The organism is Pedobacter heparinus, assembly GCF_032678725.1.
In the GTDB taxonomy this organism is placed as follows: domain Bacteria; phylum Bacteroidota; class Bacteroidia; order Sphingobacteriales; family Sphingobacteriaceae; genus Pedobacter; species Pedobacter heparinus_A.
In genome coordinates, this window is sequence record NZ_JAVTSC010000002.1 from 150503 (window position 1) to 173349 (window position 22847).

Sequence of the window (22847 nt, forward strand, 5' to 3'; positions counted from 1 at the left end):
ATACAACACACAGTAAATTAATAAAACAAAAAATATGACTAAGGCAGATATTATTTCAGAGATATCAACGAAAACAGGAATTGAAAAGGTAGATGTACAAGAAACCGTTGAAGCATTTTTCAAGGTCATCAAAAACAGTATGATCGGTGGCGAAAATGTATACGTTAGAGGTTTTGGTAGTTTTGTTGTAAAAAAGAGAGCACAAAAAACTGCAAGAAATATTTCCAAGAACACAGCAATCATCATCCCTGAGCACTTTGTTCCAAGCTTTAAACCGGCAAAGGTTTTTGTAGACAAAGTAAAAAACAACTCTAAAAAACTTAGTGTAGAAGCTTAATAGCCATGATCAACAGTATCCGTTCTAAACAAACTATTTTAATTGGTGCAATGGTTTTGCTTGTTGCATTTTTGTTTACAAGGGATATTAAAGGTTTGGTGAAGCCAAAAGAAGAAACTACGGCTGCTGTTCCTGCCGGCGGTCAGATGGCCCCTGCTGAAACAGCAGCTATTGATTTAAAAGGGGTTTCTACTACTGGTAAAAATCTATTGAGTGCGAGTCTTTCAGCAGAAATTACTGCTTTAGAAAATGCTTATCAATCGGCTTCAGCGGCTAAGAAAGCCGCTGCGGCAAAGCTGCTGGCCCAAAAATGGGATGATGTGGAACAGGCTGTTCCAAGCGCCCTGTACCTGGAAATTGTAGCAGAAAAAGAGCAGACACTAAACAATTGGTTAATCACCGGGGAAAGGTTTTTGAAGGCCTTTGACAATACGCGTGACAGTTTATTGCAACCGGCATTGTTGCAAAAAGCCCATACGGCTTACACCAATGCGGCAAAAATAGATTCTACAAGTGCTGATGCGAAAACCGGGCTGGGCATTACCATTGTAAATGGAATGGGCATGCCAATGCAGGGTATAGCAATGCTGATGGATGTGGTTAAAAAAGATCCTAAGAACTTAAAAGCAAACATGAGCTTAGGTACTTTTGCCATGAAATCGGGTCAGTTTGACAAGGCGGTTACCAGGTTCAATGACATTATTGCCATAAAGCCATCTCCTGATGCGTATTTTTACCTGGGAACGGCGTATGAAAATCTTGGCAGGAATGAGGATGCTATCGAGGCTTATTTAAAAAGCAAAAAGTTAGCTGGCAATGCAACTTTATCTAAATTTATTGACGATAAGGTAAAAGCATTAAAAAGTAAAAATTAATAAACAGATTTATAAAAATATTTAAAATTTAAGATTATGCCGAGCGGTAAAAAAAGAAAAAGACATAAAATGGCTACCCACAAACGCAAAAAACGTTTAAGAAAAAACAGACATAAGAAAAAATAATTTTTCTTAATGTATTGCTCAACAACTAAGGCTAGGATTTGTGATCGTAGCCTTAGTTGTTGGCAGCAATGTTTTTTTTTATTGTCCATGTGTTAATAAGGTATTTATACCTTAAAATCTGTAGCTTTTGGTAAAGGAACTAATTATAGATTCATCTCCTTCGGGAGTAACCATAGCTTTAATTGAAGATAAACAACTTGTAGAGCTTCATAAGGAGCAGATCAATAACAATTACGCTGTTGGCGACATTTATTTAGGCCGCATAAAGAAAATTATGCCAGGCCTAAATGCTGCGTTTGTTGATGTTGGTTATGAAAAGGATGCTTTTTTGCATTACTTCGATCTTGGTCCGCAAGTTCAATCTTTAATAAAGCTTACGAAAATTAAGCGTAACGGCTCTGTTAATGGCACCTTATTAGATAATTTCAAGTTAGAGGGCGACATTAATAAAGCAGGTAAAATATCAGAGGTGGTAAGTAAGAACCTCGTTTTGCCTGTCCAGATCGCGAAAGAACCCATCTCCACAAAAGGACCCCGGTTAAGCTCTGACCTTTCGATTGCCGGTAGGTACATTGTATTGGTGCCCTTCTCTAATGTGATCTCTATTTCCAAAAAGATCAAGAGTAATACCGAACGTAATCGCTTAAAAAAGATTATTGAAAGTATTAAACCTAAGAATTTTGGCGTGATCATCCGGACGGTGTCGGAAGGCAAGGGTGTGGCTGAACTCCAGAAAGATCTTTTGGATTCGGTGGCCAAATGGGAAAACTTCATTAAGAAGTTGCCTGATGCGGAACCTTCTAAACGTGTCTGGGGTGAAATGGACCGTACATCTACACTCATCCGTGATATTTTAAGTACCGACTTCACGAATGTCTATGTAAGTGACAACAACTTATTCGAAGATATCCGGTCTTATGTACATGAGATCTCTCCGGAAATGGAGAAGATTGTAAAACTGTACAGGCACAAAGAACCGATATTTGAACATTTCGGGATTGAGAAGCAGATTAAAAATGCTTTTGGGAAAACGGTGAACCTGGCTGGTGGTGCTTACCTGGTGGTAGAACATACTGAGGCTTTGCATGTGGTTGACGTGAACAGCGGCAACAGAACAGCAAGCAAGGAGAATCAGGAAGAAAATGCCTTGCAGGTAAATAAAGAGGCGGCAAAAGAGATTGCCCGTCAGCTGCGTTTGCGTGATATGGGCGGGATTGTGGTGATTGACTTTATTGACATGCACAAGCCGGCGAACAGGAAAATGTTGTTTGACCACTTACGTGACCTCATGCAGCTTGACCGTGCCAAGCACACGATATTGCCTCCAAGTAAATTCGGACTGGTTCAGATCACCCGTCAGCGGGTAAGACCGGAAATGAATATTGTGACCAGTGAGAAATGCCCAGCCTGTGACGGGACGGGAGAAATTAAGGCGAGTATTGTTTTAATGGACGACATTGAAAACAATCTGACCTATATTTTGCAGGAGCAAAACGAAAAAAATATTACGCTTTGTGTACACCCTTACATTGAAGCATACATTAAAAAAGGATTGATTTCTTTACAATGGAAGTGGTTCTTTAAATTTGGACAGCGCATAAAAATCAAAGCTGTTCCATCTTATAACCTTACTGAGTTCCATTTTATTTCGTCAAAAGACGAGGAGATCAAATTATAATACCTTTCCGGTTGTTCAACAGGCCTGTTTTCTATACGAAATCAGGCCTGTTTTGTTTTGGCTACCTGCTTTTTCTGGAATTTATTTAAATTCGTAAATCATACAGCATGGTTAAATCCCGTTATCTGCAGGCACTCCGGAGAGCCGGGAGCTATAAAAAACAGCTGTACTTTAATCTCAATCCTAAAAATTAAACCATTGGCTAAAACAAAATCAGCATATTTTTGCCAGAGCTGCGGATACGAATCAGCGAAATGGCTGGGCAAATGTCCATCCTGCAATGCCTGGAATACCTTTGTGGAAGAGGTAATTGAAAAACCGGCAGCAAAAGTTCCTTCCTGGAAAAGCAGCCCGGGCAGCCAGCGCGTAAGTAAACCCAATAAAGTTGAGCATATCCGGTCTATTGCAGAAGAACGGACCCTAACGGGTGATGCGGAACTGGACCGGGTTTTGGGCGGGGGCCTGGTGGCCGGTTCAGTGACCCTGATCGGCGGGGAACCTGGTATTGGAAAATCAACCCTGATGCTGCAGCTGGCCTTAAATATCCCCGGCAAAAAGATTTTATATATTTCCGGGGAAGAAAGCGAGCAGCAGATCAAAATGCGCGCGGAACGGATCACCAGCCAGCCTGCAGCGGATTGTTATATCCTGACGGAAACTGCTACCCAGAACATTTTTAAACAGATTGAGGAACTGGAGCCTGATATGGTGATTGTAGACTCGATACAAACCCTGCACTCCGCTCATATAGAATCCACACCAGGCAGCGTTTCCCAGGTAAGGGAATGTACCGCGGAGCTACTGCGTTTTGCCAAAGAAACAGATACGCCTGTGTTCCTGATTGGCCACATTACCAAGGACGGCACCATTGCCGGCCCTAAAATACTGGAGCATATGGTAGATACGGTTTTACAGTTTGAGGGAGACCGGCATCATGTATACCGGATATTGCGGTCTATCAAAAACCGCTTTGGCGCTGCTGCCGAGCTTGGGATCTATGCCATGCATGGCTCCGGGCTGAGACAGGTTTCCAATCCTTCAGAAATCCTGCTCTCGCAACGGGAGGAGGAGCTCAGCGGGATTGCCATCTCGGCCACATTAGAGGGTGCCAGGCCCATGTTAATTGAAACGCAGGCCCTGGTGAGTGCCGCGGCGTATGGAACGCCTCAGCGCTCTTCAAATGGTTTTGACACCAAAAGAATGAACATGCTGCTTGCGGTGCTGGAAAAAAGGTGCGGCTTCAGATTGAGCACCCGGGATGTGTTTTTAAATATTGCCGGGGGAATTAAGGTGGAGGATCCGGCCATTGACCTGGCCATCCTGGTGGCCATCATCTCTTCTCATGAGGATATATTTATTTCTTCAAAAATATGCTTTGCGGCTGAGGTTGGCCTGTCTGGCGAGATCAGGGCGGTTAACCGGATTGAACAGCGGATAGCCGAGGCAGAGAAACTGGGTTTTGAACGAATTTTTATCTCGAACTACAATAAGAAAGGACTGATGCTGGAGCGGTATAAAATTGAGCTCTGTGCGGTCAGTAAAATAGAAGATGTTTTCGCCCAATTGTTCGGATAAACAGCATTTTTGTGGAAAATAAACCACGTATTTCCACAATACGAGTATTAAAATACCCAAATTCAGCATAGCCAAATTTCCATAGATTTATGTATAATGCTAATTATAAGATAGTTAGAAAACCAAATGAAATGATTTTGAAAATGGCCTGTTAATTGCCTTTATTCAGACGTTGACGTTCATTTATGGATTTTAACAAACAATAGGGATGATTATCCTCGTTATCGTAAGGTAACGAGGATTTTTTCATTTAACGCAGTTCCTACCGAAGGTTGCTAAATAAAAAAGTCCCTTTCGGGACTTTCAATTTTATTTGGACAAATACATCGATTTATCTTTAATCAATTTTCTGAAGTAAGGGTCCTCCGTGTCTTTAATGAACCTGATTGCCTCGCCTGTTGACTTCATCTCCGGGCCTAATTCTTTGGTTACCTCCGGAAATTTGTTGAAGGAGAATACGGGCTCTTTAATCGCATAACCTTCCAGCTTACGCTCGATAGTAAAGTCTTTCAGTTTGTTCACACCCAGCATCACTTTAGCAGCAATATTGATGTAAGGAACATCATAAGCCTTGGCAATGAAAGGAACTGTTCTGGATGCTCTTGGATTAGCCTCAATTACATATACTTTTTCATCTTTAACTGCAAACTGTATGTTTAACAGACCGATTACATTCAGGGCCCTTGCAATCTTTTTAGAATAGGTTTCCATATCGCTCATCACCTTTTCAGATAGGCTGAAAGGCGGCAGCACCGCACTCGAATCTCCGGAGTGGATACCGGCAGGTTCAATATGCTCCATTAATCCTACGATATGTACATCTTCTCCATCGCTGATGGAATCTGATTCGGTTTCTTCTGCCCTGTCTAAGAAATGGTCGATCAGCACCCTGTTTCCAGGCAGATCTCCCAATAGCTTTACTACAGCTTTTTCGAGGTCCTCGTCATTGATCACGATGCTCATTCCCTGTCCGCCCAGTACATAACTTGGTCTGACCAATACCGGGTAACCCACTTCGTTGGCAACTACAATGGCTTCTTCTGCATTTTCTGCCACACCGTATTTAGGATAAGGGATTTCCAGTTCTTTCAAAAGATCGGAGAAACGTCCCCTGTCTTCAGCCACGTCCATATCATTGTATGAGGTGCCTATAATTTTTATACCGTTCTCATGCAGCTTTTCTGCCATCTTTAAGGCAGTCTGTCCTCCCAATTGAACAATTACGCCCACCGGGTTTTCCAATTCGATGATCTCGCGCACATGCTCCCAGAACACTGGCTCAAAGTATAACTTATCGGCCATGTTAAAATCTGTAGATACCGTCTCCGGGTTACAGTTGATCATGATGGCTTCGAAGCCGGTTTCTTTAGCCGCAAGCAAGCCATGCACACAGGAGTAGTCAAATTCTATACCCTGACCGATACGGTTAGGACCAGAACCCAAGACGATCACTTTCTTTTTATCAGACGGCAGAGACTCATTCTCTTCTTCAAAAGTTGAGTAGTAGTAAGGTGTTTGTGCGGCAAACTCGGCAGCGCAGGTATCCACCATTTTGTAAACGCGTTTGATACCTAGTGATTTTCGGCGTTCGTATACTTCATCTTCCGTTACATTGCCCAGCAAATAAGCGATCTGTATGTCAGAGAAGCCTTTTTGCTTTAAGGTAAAGAAGAAATCTTTAGGGATATTATTTAAGGAATAGCGTTTCAGTTCTGTTTCCAGCTGAACCAGTTCGTGGATCTGTGATAAGAACCATTTGTCGATACGGGTGACTTTACGGATCGATTCTAAGGGCACACCCATGCTCATGGCATCCTTGATCAGGAACAACCTGTTCCAGCTGGGATGCTCCAGACCATGCATGATCTCATCAATGCTCCTGTTGTGTCTTCCATCTGCGCCCAGACCTGCGCGGCCGATCTCTAAACTCTGACAAGCTTTTTGCAGGGCTTCGATAAAAGTACGTCCGATGGCCATAACTTCACCTACCGACTTCATCTGCAGGCCAAGTTCCATATTGGCACCTTTAAATTTATCGAAATTCCAGCGGGGAACTTTTACAATTACATAGTCTAAAGTAGGCTCAAAGTAGGCTGAGGTTGTTTTGGTAATCTGGTTTTCCAGTTCATCCAGGTTGTACCCGATGGCCAGCTTAGCTGCAATCTTGGCAATAGGATATCCTGTTGCCTTACTTGCCAGGGCCGATGAACGAGATACCCTGGGGTTGATCTCGATGGCAATGATCTCATCGTTGTCCGGATTTACCGAGAACTGTACGTTACAGCCTCCGGCGAAGTTTCCTATAGCGCGCATCATTTTGATGGCCTGGTTACGCATATCCTGATAGCAACGGTCTGATAAGGTCATGGCCGGTGCTACGGTGATGGAGTCTCCGGTATGGATACCCATTGGATCGAAGTTTTCAATAGAACAGATAATGATCACATTGTCATTGCTGTCTCTTAACAACTCCAATTCATATTCCTTCCAACCTAAAACGGCTTGCTCTACCAACACCTCATGGGTAGGAGAAGCTTCAAGCCCGCGTTTTAAAGCCTGGTCAAATTCTTCTTTTTTGTGCACAAAACCACCACCAAAACCACCTAATGTATAGGAAGGACGGATCACCAGTGGATAACCGATTTCCTGGGCGGCTTCTTTACCTTCAAGGAAAGAGTTGGCAATCTTTGAAGTAGCCACCCCTACACCTATATCCACCATTAGCTGGCGGAAGGCTTCCCTGTTTTCTGTTTTCTCGATGGCGGCAACATCTACCCCGATCACCCTAACCCCATATTTTTCCCAAATTCCACGTTCAGATGCTTCTATACAAAGATTCAAGGCCGTTTGCCCGCCCATGGTAGGCAATACCGCATCGATTTTGCGTTCCTGCAAGATCTGCTCAATGGAATCCACCGTCAATGGCCAGAGGTAAACATGATCCCCAATCACCTTGTCGGTCATGATGGTTGCAGGATTGGAATTGATGATCGAAACTTCAATTCCCTCTTCTTTTAAAGATAAGGCGGCTTGAGATCCCGAATAGTCAAATTCGCAGGCTTGACCAATGATGATAGGGCCCGATCCGATAATTAGTACTGAGCGTATGGAGGTGTCTTTAGGCATAAGGCTTTGAAAAGTCTAATGTATAATATGGGTAAAAAATGCGGTTTTACCGTTTCTTCTGTCGGGATGCAAAGTTACAGTTTTGTGCATTAAAAATCAGCTATTTTTGAAAAAACCCTTATAAATAAAAAAGGAGGGTTAAATACCCTCCGATTTCATGTGTTAACCCTTTATTACTGGAGCAGTTTGATCTCTCCGACATCTGTTGTGGCGCTGTCTACTACTGCGACATTCTCTACGGATGTGTCTTTATAAGGGGCTTTTGCTTTTACCCAAATGGTGTAGGTGGCAGGTTTAACCCCGCTGAACACAAAACTACCATTGTTAATTTCGGTTTTAAGCGTATCTGTACCCGATACGGCTATCACCTGAAGAGCTCCATCGGCCGGGCTCACTTTACCTTGGATTCCGCCATCTTTAATCAAAGTAAAGGCGAAGAAGCTGAGCACCAATCCCAGCACCATTAAAAAACTTAATCTTTTCATAACCTTTCAATTTTAGTTTAAATTTATTTAACTGGTAGCCGTATTCTCATTTGCCTGTTTTTTGTTCCCAGGTGTTACTACAACTGGCAACTCCTATTGTTTTAATTTTATACTTTCCATTTAGTACTTTTGGGCGACAATGGAATTACTCAAAGACAGCTTCAGCCAGTTTTTCATGCAAACAGGCGCCCTGGAATGGTTTGGCGTTTTCACCGGCATACTCTGCGTATGGCTGGCGGCCAAAAACAACATCTACAGCTGGCCCATTGCCATCGTCAGTGTAATCATCTATATTTTTATTTTCTTTGAAGCCAGGCTTTATGCGGATATGGGCCTGCAGTTTTACTTTTTTTTCATGAACGTATACGGCTGGTACTACTGGAGCAAACACCGGAACAACCCGGAAGCTTCCAGGCCAATCGTCAACATTACGCAAAGGGAAATCCTGTTCTCTGTAATCGGTATCATGGTATTCACTTTCCTGCTTGGGCAATTGCTGCATAAAAATACGGATGCTTCTTTTCCTTTTATCGACAGTTTCTGCACGGCCTGCAGTCTGGTTGCCCAGGTATTTCTGGCCCGAAAGGTGATTCAGAACTGGTTGATCTGGATTTTCGTGGATATCATTTACGTGGGCGTGTATGTTTCCAAAGACCTGTATGCAACAGCAGTGATGTACGCGCTATATGTTTATATTGCAACCGTTGGTTATTTAGACTGGAGGAAGATCTATCGTGAACAGGAACATTAAAAAGATCGCCGTTGTTGGCCCCGAAAGCACCGGCAAATCGACCATCACCGCGCAGCTGGCCGCTCATTACCACACCTTATGGGTGCCTGAATACGCCAGGTATTATTGTGCTGCCCTTACTGAACCCTGCAATTTACAGGATGAGACCAATATGTTTCATGGACAGGTGGCACTTGAGGAGGCCATAACTGCCATTGCCACAAAGGAGCTGATTTTTTGCGATACTACTTTTCTGACCGTAAAGATCTGGAGTGATGAGGTTTTTGGCGAAACCCCGCAGGTGGTACTGGATGCCCTGCCGGATTACCATTATGACCTTTACCTGCTGATGGACATCGACCTGCCCTGGCAGGAAGATCCGCTGCGCGATTTCCCCCATAAACGGGAATATTTTATGCAGGTATGGCACCAGGAACTGCAGGCACTTAACGCAGATTATGTTTTGGTGGGCGGCCAGGAGAACAGACTGGAGAATGCCATCGCTGCTGTAGACCGCTTCCTTAAAAACATTTAAACACCGGCAATTTTGCTATTGATAAAATAAGCGAGTACCTTTGCCTCATCAAAAAGGGGTGCCTTGTTTTGTAAAAAACACGAAAACAGGCTGAGAGTATACCCATTATATCTGCAAAAGGATATAAGCACCTGATCCGGATAATGCCGGCGGAGGGAATAAGATTATGGAAGTCTATTTAAAAAAACACAAATTGAAAAGATCAATTATCGCAGCCTTAGCTGTGCTGCTTGCGCCTGCTTTCTTAAATGCGCAAACCAAACCCGATGTTAAATCCAGAAGAGATACTGCAATCAGGCTCGATGAAATTACGATCAAAGCCACCAGGGCCAATGAAAAGTCTGCCACGACCTATAAAAACCTGGATAAGGCCGAGATTGAAAAAAACAACTTTGGCCAGGACCTGCCCTTTATACTCAACAATACACCCGGAGTGGTGGTCACTTCAGATGCGGGTGCAGGGGTGGGCTATACCGGCATCAGGATCCGGGGCAGCGATGCGAGCAGGGTAAATGTAACCGTAAATGGCATTCCGTATAACGATAGCGAAAGCCAGGGCACCTTCTGGGTAAACATGCCCGATTTTGCTTCATCGGTAGAGAACATCCAGATCCAGCGCGGTGTGGGAACTTCCACAAATGGAGCCGGTGCCTTTGGGGGCAGTGTAAATATACAAACAGCCGGCGTTGCTGATCAGGCCTATGCCGAACTGAACAACACCTACGGCTCGTTTAACACTTTAAAAAACACGGTAAAAGTTGGAACCGGAATGATAGACAACAAGTGGAGCTTTGACGGACGCCTGTCTCGCGTAAAATCTGATGGTTTTATTGATCGCGCAGCTTCCGATCTGAAATCCTATTTTTTATCAGGTGCCTATTATGGAAAAAAAGACCTGTTACGCCTGAATGTGTTTTCGGGACAGGAAAAAACCTACCAGGCCTGGAACGGGGTTCCTGAAGCAAAATTAAGGGGAGACCTGGCCGGCCTGGAAGAACATTACAACAACAACCTGGACTACCTGTATTATACGGAGGCCGATCGCGCAAACCTGTTCAACTCCGACAACAGGACCTATAACCAGTTCACTTACAAAGACCAGAACGACAACTACACCCAAAGCCATTACCAGGCTTTGTATGCCAGGCAGTTCACGGAACAGTTTTCTTTTAACGGTGCCCTGCACTATACCGATGGGGCAGGTTATTTTGAGGAATTTAAAAATCAGCAGAAGTTTAGCAAGTATGGTTTGCCCGATGTAAGTGTTGGGGGGACAAGCATCAGCAAGACCAACCTGGTACGCCGCCGCTGGCTGGACAATGATTTTTATGGGCTGACTTATGCCTTTAACTATGCTCCAAATCAGGAATTAAATTTTACACTTGGTGGTGCCTATAACCAGTACAGGGGTAAACATTTCGGGCAGATCATCTGGGCGGAATACGCCTCGACCGCAATGAATGACTACCATTACTACGATGGCAAGGGCAACAAGGATGATTTTAACAGCTATGCCAAGGTAACTTATAATCCGCTTGCACAACTGAGCTTGTTTGCAGACCTGCAGTACCGGAACGTGGTCTACGACATTACCGGAATGGACAAAAACCGCCAGCCACTGGATTTCCACAACACCTACAACTTCTTTAACCCTAAGGTTGGTGCAACCTATGTGGTAAATGAGCAGAGTAATGTTTATGCGTCCTTCAGTGTGGCCAATAAAGAACCAAACCGTGACGATTTTACCAATCTAAAAGTAGGATTGCCTGTGCCTAAAGCAGAACGGCTGAACAATGCAGAGGCCGGTTACCGTTTTAAAAACGAGCGCATCACGGCAGGAGCAAATGTTTATGGCATGTTTTACAAAGATCAGCTGATCTTTACGGGCGAGATCAACGACGCTTCTGATGCTTATCGCCAGAACGTGGACAAGAGTTCCAGGATCGGCCTTGAACTGGATGCGGCTTACCTCATCAGTTCAAAGTTTGCACTGAATGCCAATGCAGCTTTCAGCCGTAACAAGATCAAAAACTACATCGACTATGTTTCGGAATATGATGCTGATTTTAACCTGATCAATGTGCAGGCTACCAATTATGCCAATCCCGACATCTCCTTTTCGCCAAACACAGTATTATTTGGAGAGCTGGTGTATAAGCCTCTGCCTGGTTTTGCCCTGGCCTGGCAAAGCAAATATGTGAGCAAACAATACCTGGACAATACGCAGAACGAAAGCCGCAAGCTGGATGCCTATTGGGTAAACAATGCGAGGCTGGGCTATGATTTTAGCCTGAAAGGGATCAAAAACATCAATATCGGCTTGCTGGTGAACAACATCCTGGATAAAAAATACGAAAGCAATGGCTATACCTACAGCTCCATTTATCCATGGGCCAAGGTGACAGAAAACTTTTACTTTCCTCAGGCCGGAACTAATTTCTTACTTTCGCTGAACCTGAAATTTTAATCCGCTATGAAGAAGTTCATCGAAAAACTCCATTTTATTACACACGACATTCAGCAGTTGAGCCATGTAGAACAAGCGCAGATTGCCTGCACTGCAGGTGCAAAATGGATACAATACCGTTGTTTAACTAAAAATGAGGATGAGCTTTTAGCCGACATCAATGCCATCGCAGAGATCTGTGACGACTGGGGGGCTACCCTGATCGTTACAGATCATGTACAGCTGAATGGTAAGGCCGATATTCAGGGCTTTCATATCGAAGATATGGTTGCTGATTTTGTAAAGCTCAGGGAACAACTGGGAGAGGCCGTAACCATTGGCGGCTCGGCAAATACAGTAGCGGGTTTGATCAGACTGGCTGCAGAAGGTGCAGACTATGCCGGTTTCGGCCCGTTTTATACTACGATGACCAAACCCAATGATTTGCCCTTACTGGGCATTGAAGGCTATCGTAAAGCGATGCAGCTGCTACAGGAACAGGGCATTGACCTGCCCGTACTTGCCGTAGGAGGTATTACCCTCCATGACATCGATCCTTTAATGCAGACCGGTATCTTTGGAATTGCAGCTTCTGCAGCCATCAACCAGGCGGATGACATGCGTGAGGCTTACCTGTCATTTTATGACATGATCATGTAATTATTTATACAAAAATTAATTCCGCTAAAGCCTACATTTGTTCCAAACACTTATCCTTTGGACAATACCGACAACATAGAGCAGCAGGACCCCTTTTATGCCGTATTGCTGTTCAGGGAATTCCGGTCCTACCTGGGCATGCGCTTCTTTTTTACGTTCGCCTATCAGATGCAGGCGGTTATCATTGGCTTCCACATTTATCATTTAACAAAAGACCCGCTTGCGCTGGGCCTGGTTGGCCTTTGCGAGGCCATTCCGGCCATCGGCATTGCCTTGTATGGGGGCTATGTGGCCGATAAATCGGAAAAAAGGGGATTGCTGCTGAAAGTTTTTTTCGGGGTATTGCTCTGTTCGCTGGTGATGCTGGTGGTGACGGCCAAAAGTATGCACGCTTATATACCAAACAGCTATATTGTCCCCATCATGTATCTCATGGTATTCGGGATAGGCATTGCCAGAGGCTTTTTCAGCCCCGCCACATTTTCTTTGATGGCCCAGATCATCCCCAAAAAGTTATACCCGAAATCCAGTACCTGGAACAGCACCAGCTGGCAACTGGCCTCTATCCTGGGGCCGATGGCGGGAGGCCTGATCTATGGATTTTACGGCATTACCGTCACCTATGTCGTCATCGTAACTTTTATCTGCATTTCACTGGTCTGTATTTTCTTTTTAAAGCCCCATCCACCTACTTTTATCCCCAAAGAAAGCATTGTAAAAAGCCTGACCGAAGGGGTACAGTTTGTATTTAAAAACAAAATGATGCTGGGGGCAATGAGTCTGGATCTGTTTTCCGTGTTTTTTGGTGGTGCAGTGGCCCTGCTTCCGGTTTTTGCCAATGACATCCTTAAAGTAGGACCTGAAGGTTTAGGCATGATGCGCGCAGCGGCTTCCCTTGGTGCGGTACTGACCATGCTGGCCATGACCGTTTTCTCGCCCATGAACAAGCCCTGGAGAAATCTTTTGATTGCGGTTACCGGCTTTGGTACCAGCATCATTTGTTATGGTCTTTCTAAAAACTTCTATTTAACCCTTGCCCTGCTGTTTATGGAGGGGGCCTTTGACAGTGTGAGTGTGATCATCCGTTCTACCATTATGCAGCTGCTTACGCCTGATGAGATGCGGGGCCGCGTATCGGCGGTAAACAGCATGTTCATCGGATCCTCTAATGAAATCGGTGCTTTTGAATCGGGCTTAACCGCCAAATTGATGCGTACTGTTCCTGCTGTCGTATTTGGGGGCAGCATGACCATACTTGTTGCAGGCGTTACTTATTTAAAAACAAAAGGCTTAACCAGGTTAAGCCTCGATGAAATTAATGAGCAGGCGGGCTAAGCGCAGGGCTTTCCAGGCTTAAACTTCCAGTCTTTCCCCAATCTGCTGCCGCCACATCGCATAATACAGTCCGTTTTGGGCCACCAGTTCGTGGTGGGTACCTTCTTCGGTCACATTTCCTTTTTCCAGCACATAGATCCGGTCGGCATGCCGAATGGTAGACAGCCTGTGCGCAATTAAAATGGTGATGTGGTTGTCTATATCCGATACCTCCCGGATGGTAGCCGTGATCTCTTCTTCCGTCAGGGAATCCAGCGAGGAAGTGGCCTCATCAAAAACCAGGATATCTGGCTTGCGCAACAGCGCCCGGGCGATGGATAAACGCTGCTTTTCTCCACCCGATACTTTCACTCCGCCTTCTCCGATCACTGTATCCAAACCTTTATCTGCCCGGGACAGCAGGTTCTGACAGGCCGCCTGGTGCAATACCCGCATGCATTCTTCATCCGAAGCACCCGGCCTCACAAATTGCAGGTTTTCCCGTATGGTGCCAGAAAACAACTGGGTATCCTGGGTCACGAAGCCTATCTTTTCTCTCAGCACATCCAGGTCTATGTTTTTACCCGAAATGCCATTGTATTTGATCTCACCCGTTTTAGGGCCATATAATCCTACCAGCAGTTTAACCAATGTTGTTTTTCCTGAACCTGAAGGCCCAACAAAAGCAATGGTTTCCCCTATTCCGGTTTTAAAACTGATGCCGTTCAGCGCATTTGTACTGGCCGACTGGTGTTTAAATCCCACATTTTCAAATTCCAGTTCTGTTATTTTGGCTAAAGTGGCCGGGCGCTCAGGTTTCTTGTCTTTTGGCATAGACATGATGCGCTCAAAGTTGTTTAGGGATACTTCTGTTTCCCTATAGATGTTAATGATATTGCCCAGTTCCTGCAAAGGTCCAAAAATAAAGAAGGAATAGATGAACAGGGAGAAGAATTCTCCGACAGTGATCCGCCCCGCAAAGATCAGGTACATCATCAGAAAGAGCAGACCGTTACGCAACAGGTTCACAAATGTGCCCTGTATAAAACTCAGGCTCCTGATGTATTTTACTTTTTTAAGTTCCAGGCCCAGTATTTTGGTGGTTGTCGAATTCAGCCGGTTGATCTCCTGCTTGGCCAGCCCTAAGCTTTTTACCAGTTCTATGTTGCGCAGGGATTCTGTGGTAGACCCCGCCAGTGCAGTGGTTTCTGCAACAATGTTTTTCTGCACCCGCTTAATCCTTTTGCTTAAAAAAGAGCTCAAAAAACCCAGTAAAGGGATGGCCGAGAAATAGACTACCGCAATCACCCAGTATACAGAAATGGCATAAACCGTCACAAAAATGATCCCGATGATGCTGGTGAACAACACATTGATCGCCGCCTGCACCAGTTTTTCAGTATCCAGCCTTACTTTTTGCAGGATGCCCAATGTTTCTCCGCTGCGCTGGTCTTCAAATACCTGGTAAGGCAGTTCCAGCGAATGTGCAAGACCATCCGAGTAGATCTTTGCGCCCAGCCTTTGGGTAATTACGTTTACATAATAATCCTGGAAGTTCTTGGCAATGCGGGAAACCATCGCGGCACCCATAGCCAGCAGGATAAGCACACCTGCCCCTTTTATGAATTCATCCGTACTGAAATTCTTATAATTGGTTACGTACTTATCTATGATCAGGCGAAATACGTAAGGGTCAAGGAAAGAAAATATCTGGTTCACTGCAGCCAGAAACAAGGCCAGCAGTATCAGGCTTTTATAGTTTTTTAAATAACTGAATAAAATCTTCATATATAAGTGTTTGGTAGATCAAGCAATGAAAAAACAGCTGTCAAAAATAAAGAAAGGGAATGAAGCATTCGCTTCATTCCCTTTAATTTACAAGTAGATTATAATCTTTACCTAAACGGTCATGATGTCTTTCTCTTTGGCTTCTGCGTGTTTGTCTACTTTAATGATGTAGGCGTCCGTAATTTTTTGGACCTCGCCCTCGCCCGTTTTGATCTCATCGTCAGAAACACTTTCGCCTTTCAGCTTTTTGATCTTTTCATTGGCATCCTTACGGATGTTACGAACGGTAATGCGACCTCTTTCCGCTTCTTCCTTCACCTTTTTTACCAGGTCTTTCCTGCGCTCCTCAGTTAGCGGCGGAACCACCAGACGGATCACGATACCATCATTTTGAGGGTTAATGCCAATATTTGCCTCCATAATGGCGCGTTCTATTGGCGTAAGTAAGCTTTTTTCCCATGGCTGTACAATCAATGTACGGGCATCAGGGGTATTGATACTTGCTACCTGACTTAGCTGGGTTGCACTTCCGTAATAATCAACCATGATGCCATCCAGCATTCCAGCTGAAGCTTTTCCTGCGCGGATTTTAGTCAGTTCAGCTTCACAATGCAAAATAGCCTTATCCATGTTTGCCTGGGCATCTTCTAATTGTTTCTTTATGAGGTCATTCATAATTATAAAGTTTAACCAAAAATATAAAATTTATTTAGCATCAGCTCCTAACCAGTGTACCAATCCCATCACCTTTTGCTATTTTCATAAAATTGCCGGTTTTGTTCATGTCGAAAACGATAATCGGAAGGTTGTTCTCTTCACAAAGTGTAAAAGCAGTCATATCCATCACATTCAATCCTTTAGCATAAACTTCTTTAAAGGATATTTCCGAATACCTGGTTGCTGCCGGATCTTTTTCAGGATCTGCGGTATAAATGCCATCCACACGGGTCCCTTTTAAAACCACATCCGCTTTAATTTCGATGGCACGCAATGCAGCAGCAGAATCTGTCGTAAAGTACGGGTTACCCGTACCTGCACCAAAAATAACTACACGTCCCTTTTCCAGGTGGCGTACAGCCCTGCGTCGAATGAAGGGTTCACAGATCTGTTCCATCTTTATGGCAGTAAGCAGCCTGGTTTTCAGGCCAACTTTTTCCAGGGCATCCTGCAGGGCCATGCTGTTGATTACGGTGGCCAACATGCCCATATAATCTGCCTGGGCACGGTCCATTCCCGATTTCTCTGCACTCAATCCCCTAAAAATATTACCTCCGCCAATCACAATTGCAATTTCAAGGCCTTCATCGTGTACCGCCTTGATGTCTTCCGCATATTGTCTTACTACCTCGTTATCAATACCATATTGCTTTTCGCCCATCAGCGATTCGCCACTTAATTTTAGTAGGATCCGTTTATACTTCATGAGGCCAAAAATAACTATTTGTTTTAATTAATAAGGGGTCAAATCTACAAACCACCCACAAAAACTTTACGGAGCTGAAGTTCAGCATCCAGCAACAAGAGATCGGCATTACTGCCCACCTTTAAATTACCGACTTTATCAGACAGGCCCATTAACTTTGCAGGCTGTGCAGCAGCCATGTTTATGGCATCATTTAAGGCAATACCGCAATGTTTCACACAATTCTGTACTGCCTGCAGCAAGGTAATGTTAGACCCTGAAAGTGTGCCATCAGCGGTGATGAACTTTTCGCCCGACAGCTGGTGCTGATAAGGGCCGATATGGCATTCTGTTACCGCATCTGTAATTAAAAACAGGCGGTCGCTCATCAGTTTGTGGCTCATCTTTACCATCTCAAAATCCACATGGTTACCATCGGCAATGATACTGGCCATTGCGCTGGGGTGGTTAAACACAGCTACTGGTAAATTAGGTGCCCTATGGTGTATGGAAGGCATGGCATTAAATAAATGCGTGGTGGTCTTAAATCCATTGTTATAGGCAGCAGTAGCTTCAGCAAAGCTGGCATCACTGTGCCCCAGCGACAACAGCACATCATGCTCCAATAAATAGCTGATCACCGCATCATCCTGAAGTTCTGCGGCAAGGGTCATCATCTTTACCGTTCCATCAGCATAATCCAGCAAGCGCTTTACTTCATCCAAACTGGCTTTATGGATAAAGGCCTCCACATGTGCACCCCTGCGTTTAGGGTTAAGATAAGGCCCTTCCAGGTGCAGTCCTAAAAAACCCTTCGCTTCCGGACGGTAGGCTTTTGCCGCATCCATGCTCTGGTAAACGATTTCCATGCTATTGGTGGCCACACATGCCAGAAAACCGGTAGTGCCTTTGCCAATCAGGTCTGCGTCCATTTGTTTTAAGGTCTCTGCAGTTGGGTAGGCCGAAAAAAGCGGGCCTCCGCTGCCATAGATCTGCAGGTCTATAAAAGAAGGGCAAAGCTGATCGCCCCCGGCATCAATGCGCTCAACACCCGATGGAATGGCTTCATCAGAAATCTTTGCGATTTTTCCATTTTCTATCAGTACATGCTGGTCTGTTAACAGCAGCCCATCTTTGAAGAGCTTACAATTGGTTATTGCGATCATAGGTAATTGTCCGTTTTATACCGTAAATATAAAACAAAAAAAAAGCCTCCTGAAAACAGAAGGCTCTCCCAAAAAAATTAATTAAAATATTAAGCTCCCAATTGGATGCGTTTAAACGCTACCACTGTTAGACCATTAGATACATCATTTAAGAATTTACGTACGTCTTTAGATGAATCTTTAACAAATTCCTGGTTCAGTAAAGTGCTGTCTTTGTAGAATTTATTCAATTTACCGGCAGCAATTTTTTCTACCATTTCTTCCGGTTTACCTTCTGCGCGGATCTGCTCTTTAGCAATTTCAGTTTCACGCTCGATGGTAGTAGCATCTACGTCAGCTTTATCTAAAGCTACAGGACTCATGGCGGCAATTTGCATCGCTACATCTTTACCAGCTTCCTCTACACCTGCACCTGCCTGGTTTAAAGCTACCAGTACACCTAAGCGGTAGTTACCGTGGATGTAAGGAACCACTTTATCACCTGTTACTGTTTCGAATTTAGAGATACCGATTTTCTCTCCGATTTTTCCTGTGTTTTCAACGATGATGTCTGAAACTTTCTGTCCGTCAATCTCTAAAGCCAAAAGCTCTTCTAAAGAAGCAGGGTTTTTAGCAATAGCCAGGTCAGTAAAAGTATTGGCCAAAGCAACGAAATCAGCGTTTTTAGCCACAAAGTCAGTTTCGCAGTTCAATTCAACCACCACACCACGTGTGCCATCAGCAGTAGCTTTAGCAATAACAACACCCTCGTTAGAATCACGATCCTGACGTGAGGCTGCTACTTTAGCACCTTTTTTACGTAAATAATCAACCGCAGCTTCGAAATCACCGTTCGCTTCGATCAATGCTTTTTTACAGTCCATCATACCAGCACCAGTTTGTTGGCGCAATTTGTTTACATCAGCTGCAGAAATTTGTACTGTCGACATTTTATTTCTTTTTAAGTTTTTATCAAAAAATTAAGGGTTGTACGCTGATTGTTGTAAGTAGAACCTGCAACGCACAACATACAACCCATATTATATTATTTAAGCTTCTTCGCTTGTACCTTCTTCGGTTTCAGCTTCTACTTTTTTCCTTCTTGCACCAGGAGCAGCAGCTTCCGGAGCATCAGCAGCAGCTTTAGCAGCTACAGCTTCTTTTTCAGTTTCTTCGTCTTTTTCGCGTTTGCGCTCATCCAAACCTTCTTCAATTGCTTTGATGATGACATCAGTAATTAAAGAGATAGATTTAGTAGCATCATCATTCGCAGGGATCGGGAAATCGATGTTTGAAGGGTCAGAGTTGGTATCAACCATTGCAAAAGTTGGAATGTTTAATTTCAACGCTTCGCTAACAGCGATGTGCTCTTTTTTAACGTCAATTAAAAAGATAGCAGCCGGTAAACGGTTCAGATCCGCGATACCACCCAGTAAGCTTTCCAATTTGATACGCTCACGCTGGATCATTAAACGCTCTTTCTTAGAAAGGATCGAATAAGTACCGTCCTTAGTCATCTTATCGATGTTAGACATCTTTTTGATCGACTTGCGTACGGTAGCAAAGTTGGTTAACATACCACCCAACCAACGCTCGGTTACGTAAGGCATGTTTACTTTTTTCGCCTGATCAGCAACAATTTCTTTAGCTTGTTTCTTAGTGGCTACGAATAAGATCTTACGACCTGATTTCACGATCTGTTTGATCGCTGAAGCAGCTTCTTCAGTTTTAGTTAAAGTTTTATTTAAATCTATAATGTGGATACCGTTGCGCTCCATGAAAATGTATGGGGCCATTTTTGGGTTCCATTTACGGGTAAGGTGACCAAAGTGTACACCTGCATCCAATAAGTCTTGATATGTAGTTCTTGCCATTGTTTTGTCTCCTTAAGATTAACGTTTACTGAATTGGAATTTCTTACGTGCTTTCTTGCGTCCTGGTTTCTTACGTTCAACCATACGCATATCACGGGTCATTAACCCTTTAGCGCGTAATGCTGGTTTCTTCTCAGCATCTAATTCAACAATAGCTTTAGCGATAGCCAAACGAACTGCTTCTGCCTGACCTTTTACGCCACCACCTGCTACGTTTACATTTACATCATACTGACCAACCAGTTCAGAAACTTCGAACGATTGGTTAACAATGTATTGCAAAGGCAATGTTGGGAAATATACTTTGTAGTCTTTACCATTTACGGTAATGGTGCCGTTGCCTTCTTTTAAATAGATACGTGCAACAGCTGTTTTTCTTCTTCCTGAAGTGTTTGTAACTGACATTTCTTCTTTAATTAAAGTGTAATGGTTTTTGGTGATTGCGCTGCATGAGGATGCTCAGTACCTGTGTAAACATAAAGGTTGGTGAATAATTTTGCACCAAGCTTAGTTTTAGGTAACATACCACGAACGGCTTTCTCGATAACACGCTTAGGATGTTTCGCCATTAACTCTTTCGGAGAAATGAAACGCTGACCACCTGGATAACCAGTGTAAGAAATATAAACCTTTTCAGAGAATTTATTTCCGGTCAACTTGATCTTGTCTGCATTAATAACGATAACGTTATCTCCGCAATCTACGTGTGGGGTGTAATCAGGCTTGTTTTTACCACGGATGATCATAGCGATCTTCGATGACAAGCGCCCCAAAATCTCGCCTTCAGCATCCACAACAACCCACTGTTTGTTAACAGTTTTTGCATTGGCAGAGACAGTTTTGTAACTTAACGTATTCACTTGCTTGTATTTAATTTGTTTAACAATTATTTATTCCCCCTAATTTTTAGGGACTGCAAAGATAGAGAGAAATATTTAATTGTCAAACAGTTGGAGAGATATTTATTTGGGGAATTCAAATTATTTAATTTGTCCTGGGCTGGACTAATGAAATAAACTGCGGGCAATTTGAAGATTTAGTCTGTAAAATTAAGTGATATAAATTAGTGATCTGCTCAAGGACTGCATTAGCTTGTCCCTGAAAAGGGCCAAACAACGCTGAGGTCCTTTCCCAGACACCAAATTTATTGTAAATAAAAATACAACAAAAAGGCCAGATGTTCGATCCGGCCTTTTTGTTGTTTTGAGAAGTGAAATCTATTTCGCTTCTTTTGCTTCGAAATCTTTTTTAGCTGTCTCGAATTGTTCTTTTATTACTGTTATCATCCTATCCGACACTACTTCTGAGATTTCTTCTGAGGTCATGTCACCACGAATTTGACTCTTGTCTAAAGGATGTTCTCTAAAGCTTGAAAGCACATCTTTTACATTGAATCTAGCCTGTGATAACTCTGGATTGAAAAATGTAATGCTCATATTGATTTATTTATTAAAGTAATTTTCAAAAAAATGTTTATTCAATTCTGGATTAAAGTAATGTTTTCTTTTTATCCAAACAAATCCATCACCTTTCGAAATAATGGCTACATCAACCGGGCCACCAACACTTTCTTCTGCAAAGGTAATTCTTCTTTTCAAGTATGTCAAGTATATCAAACTCTCTGCCATTTCTGCTAAATCCTCTTTAGAAAGACTACAAACTGCATTCATTAGCGGCACAATATACTTTTCTTTCTTAATCAAGCTGTTCATTTCAGCAAACTCCTGCCGTAAAACATCTGTATTTAAGGCCGCGATTTGAGCAGTTAGCTGTGGGTTGCTATCCCCTATTGTATTTAATATTACTTCATTATACTTTTTAAATATAGATGAAAAGTTTTGCAAATAGGTATTATCCAGGTCTGGATCTATACCACTCAATATGGTATCAATAACATCTTGTTGCGCAAATGGACGAATTGCACCTTCATTATTATTTGTTATACCTGCAATTGCACTTTCATCTACATAATATCTAATTCTATCATCAACCACAAAACAGATATTAATAGGTATCAATTGGGGATATATCTCATCCTCTCCAAAACCAGAAAAAATCAACCCTGTATAGTTTGTTGTTCTTTCTTGAGCTTTTAAAATAGTATAGATTGCCCTGCTTATCGATTTTATAATATTATCAGTAATAGCAAATCCATTTTGAGTCAGCGTGCTATCAACAAGTTCATTAATAATATCTTTCGAATATATTTTAAAAGCTTCAAAAGCATAATCTATAAATTCTGGACAAACATCCAGGCTATCGAAATAATCAGAAAGCCCCGTCAAGTTTTCTTCCACTAAGACTAGAAATTTCTCCTTACTTTCATCTGTAGGCTGTTCCAGTAAAGCAGCGTTTTTAGTGGCAACCGCACTTATAGAGTCTCCAACAATCATATCCCCAAAGTCTCTCAAGAACGCAAGTTGTGTGTCAGGTGTTGTAAAAAAATCCTTTGATCTTAAATAAGTAATAAAGTCTTCTTGATATGCTTTAACTGTTGCACAAGATCTATCTCCTAGCTGCTTTCTATACATTTTTATAATCGTCTCCCAGGGAGTTGACATAAAAGACGCGGAATTATATATCATGATTCCAATTGGGTGATACTTCGATAATGTGAAAACCTTATTCGCTTTATTAAAGATCTTTCGGCCTTTTGCGCCGCTAATTGTAACCGCGCTATCCGCTGCTAATGCTACAGCCTGTTTATTAAGTATTCCAACTACCGCTGTCATATACGTAATTTATAAATGG

Annotated in this window: 21 protein-coding genes; 9 read left to right on the top strand and 12 right to left on the bottom strand. The window is 43.1% G+C overall.

Going from position 1 to position 22847, the window contains the following annotated elements; translation table 11 throughout:
* Window positions 1-34: 34 nt before the first annotated feature.
* The 4 genes from R2Q85_RS03840 to radA all read left to right on the top strand — a co-directional run bounded on the left by R2Q85_RS03840 (window position 35) and on the right by radA (window position 4591).
* Window positions 35-337 carry an HU family DNA-binding protein gene (locus R2Q85_RS03840; protein WP_012780307.1) on the top strand — a complete coding sequence of 101 codons (303 nt, stop codon included), beginning with the start codon at window positions 35-37 and terminating at the stop codon, window positions 335-337.
* 5 nt (window positions 338-342) lie between these two features.
* The gene (locus R2Q85_RS03845; protein WP_316810430.1) at window positions 343-1212 is read left to right on the top strand and encodes a tetratricopeptide repeat protein; all 870 of its coding nucleotides are present in this window, start codon (window positions 343-345) and stop codon (window positions 1210-1212) included.
* A gap of 253 nt (window positions 1213-1465) precedes the next feature.
* Window positions 1466-3016, top strand: coding sequence for an Rne/Rng family ribonuclease (locus R2Q85_RS03850; RefSeq protein WP_316810431.1), 1551 nt, complete (start codon window positions 1466-1468; stop codon window positions 3014-3016).
* A gap of 198 nt (window positions 3017-3214) precedes the next feature.
* The gene (radA, locus tag R2Q85_RS03855; RefSeq protein ID WP_316810432.1) at window positions 3215-4591 is read left to right on the top strand and encodes a DNA repair protein RadA; all 1377 of its coding nucleotides are present in this window, start codon (window positions 3215-3217) and stop codon (window positions 4589-4591) included.
* 309 nt (window positions 4592-4900) lie between these two features.
* On the opposite strand, the gene carB is transcribed toward radA, so the two are convergent.
* Both carB and R2Q85_RS03865 read right to left on the bottom strand, forming a co-directional pair.
* Window positions 4901-7717, bottom strand: coding sequence for a carbamoyl-phosphate synthase large subunit (gene carB, locus R2Q85_RS03860; protein ID WP_316810433.1), 2817 nt, complete (start codon window positions 7715-7717; stop codon window positions 4901-4903).
* Between the two features lie 173 nt (window positions 7718-7890).
* Window positions 7891-8202, bottom strand: a complete 312-nt coding sequence (locus tag R2Q85_RS03865) for a carboxypeptidase regulatory-like domain-containing protein (RefSeq protein ID WP_316810434.1) — start codon at window positions 8200-8202, stop codon at window positions 7891-7893.
* Window positions 8203-8341: 139 nt separating this feature from the next.
* Here R2Q85_RS03865 and pnuC point away from each other — a divergent pair, with 139 nt between their 5' ends.
* From pnuC to R2Q85_RS03890, 5 genes are all read left to right on the top strand, one after another.
* Window positions 8342-8953, top strand: a complete 612-nt coding sequence (pnuC, locus tag R2Q85_RS03870; RefSeq protein ID WP_316810435.1) for a nicotinamide riboside transporter PnuC — start codon at window positions 8342-8344, stop codon at window positions 8951-8953.
* On the top strand, window positions 8937-9467 hold the full coding sequence (locus tag R2Q85_RS03875; protein ID WP_316810436.1) for an ATP-binding protein: 531 nt from the start codon (window positions 8937-8939) through the stop codon (window positions 9465-9467). The genes pnuC and R2Q85_RS03875 overlap by 17 nt, the downstream gene beginning before the upstream one ends.
* Before the next feature lie 193 nt (window positions 9468-9660).
* Window positions 9661-11934 (top strand): TonB-dependent receptor, encoded by a 2274-nt coding sequence (locus tag R2Q85_RS03880; protein WP_316810437.1) that lies wholly within the window; start codon window positions 9661-9663, stop codon window positions 11932-11934.
* Window positions 11935-11940: 6 nt separating this feature from the next.
* On the top strand, window positions 11941-12573 hold the full coding sequence (locus R2Q85_RS03885; RefSeq protein ID WP_316810438.1) for a thiamine phosphate synthase: 633 nt from the start codon (window positions 11941-11943) through the stop codon (window positions 12571-12573).
* Between the two features lie 57 nt (window positions 12574-12630).
* On the top strand, window positions 12631-13908 hold the full coding sequence (locus R2Q85_RS03890; RefSeq protein WP_316810439.1) for an MFS transporter: 1278 nt from the start codon (window positions 12631-12633) through the stop codon (window positions 13906-13908).
* A gap of 18 nt (window positions 13909-13926) precedes the next feature.
* Here the strand turns inward: R2Q85_RS03890 and R2Q85_RS03895 are convergent, their stop codons facing one another.
* From R2Q85_RS03895 to R2Q85_RS03940, 10 genes are all read right to left on the bottom strand, one after another.
* A complete protein-coding gene (locus tag R2Q85_RS03895; RefSeq protein ID WP_316810440.1) occupies window positions 13927-15675 on the bottom strand; it encodes an ABC transporter ATP-binding protein in 1749 nt (582 codons plus the stop codon).
* Window positions 15676-15786: 111 nt separating this feature from the next.
* Window positions 15787-16350 (bottom strand): ribosome recycling factor, encoded by a 564-nt coding sequence (gene frr / locus R2Q85_RS03900; RefSeq protein ID WP_316810441.1) that lies wholly within the window; start codon window positions 16348-16350, stop codon window positions 15787-15789.
* 40 nt (window positions 16351-16390) lie between these two features.
* Window positions 16391-17098, bottom strand: coding sequence for a UMP kinase (gene pyrH, locus R2Q85_RS03905; RefSeq protein WP_316810442.1), 708 nt, complete (start codon window positions 17096-17098; stop codon window positions 16391-16393).
* Window positions 17099-17142: 44 nt separating this feature from the next.
* Entirely contained in the window at window positions 17143-18243 is a 1101-nt protein-coding gene (gene nagA / locus R2Q85_RS03910; RefSeq protein WP_316810443.1) for an N-acetylglucosamine-6-phosphate deacetylase, read from the bottom strand.
* An 89-nt stretch (window positions 18244-18332) separates the two neighbouring features.
* Window positions 18333-19172 carry a translation elongation factor Ts gene (gene tsf / locus R2Q85_RS03915; protein WP_316810444.1) on the bottom strand — a complete coding sequence of 280 codons (840 nt, stop codon included), beginning with the start codon at window positions 19170-19172 and terminating at the stop codon, window positions 18333-18335.
* Window positions 19173-19271: 99 nt separating this feature from the next.
* Complete coding sequence (rpsB, locus tag R2Q85_RS03920) at window positions 19272-20096, bottom strand: 30S ribosomal protein S2 (protein WP_012780291.1); 825 nt, start codon at window positions 20094-20096, stop codon at window positions 19272-19274.
* Between the two features lie 18 nt (window positions 20097-20114).
* Window positions 20115-20501 (bottom strand): 30S ribosomal protein S9, encoded by a 387-nt coding sequence (rpsI, locus tag R2Q85_RS03925; RefSeq protein ID WP_012780290.1) that lies wholly within the window; start codon window positions 20499-20501, stop codon window positions 20115-20117.
* Window positions 20502-20512: 11 nt separating this feature from the next.
* Window positions 20513-20956, bottom strand: coding sequence for a 50S ribosomal protein L13 (gene rplM / locus R2Q85_RS03930; protein WP_316810445.1), 444 nt, complete (start codon window positions 20954-20956; stop codon window positions 20513-20515).
* A gap of 357 nt (window positions 20957-21313) precedes the next feature.
* Entirely contained in the window at window positions 21314-21532 is a 219-nt protein-coding gene (locus R2Q85_RS03935) for a hypothetical protein (protein WP_316810446.1), read from the bottom strand.
* 6 nt (window positions 21533-21538) lie between these two features.
* Window positions 21539-22828, bottom strand: coding sequence for a hypothetical protein (locus R2Q85_RS03940; RefSeq protein WP_316810447.1), 1290 nt, complete (start codon window positions 22826-22828; stop codon window positions 21539-21541).
* Window positions 22829-22847 lie beyond the last annotated feature (19 nt).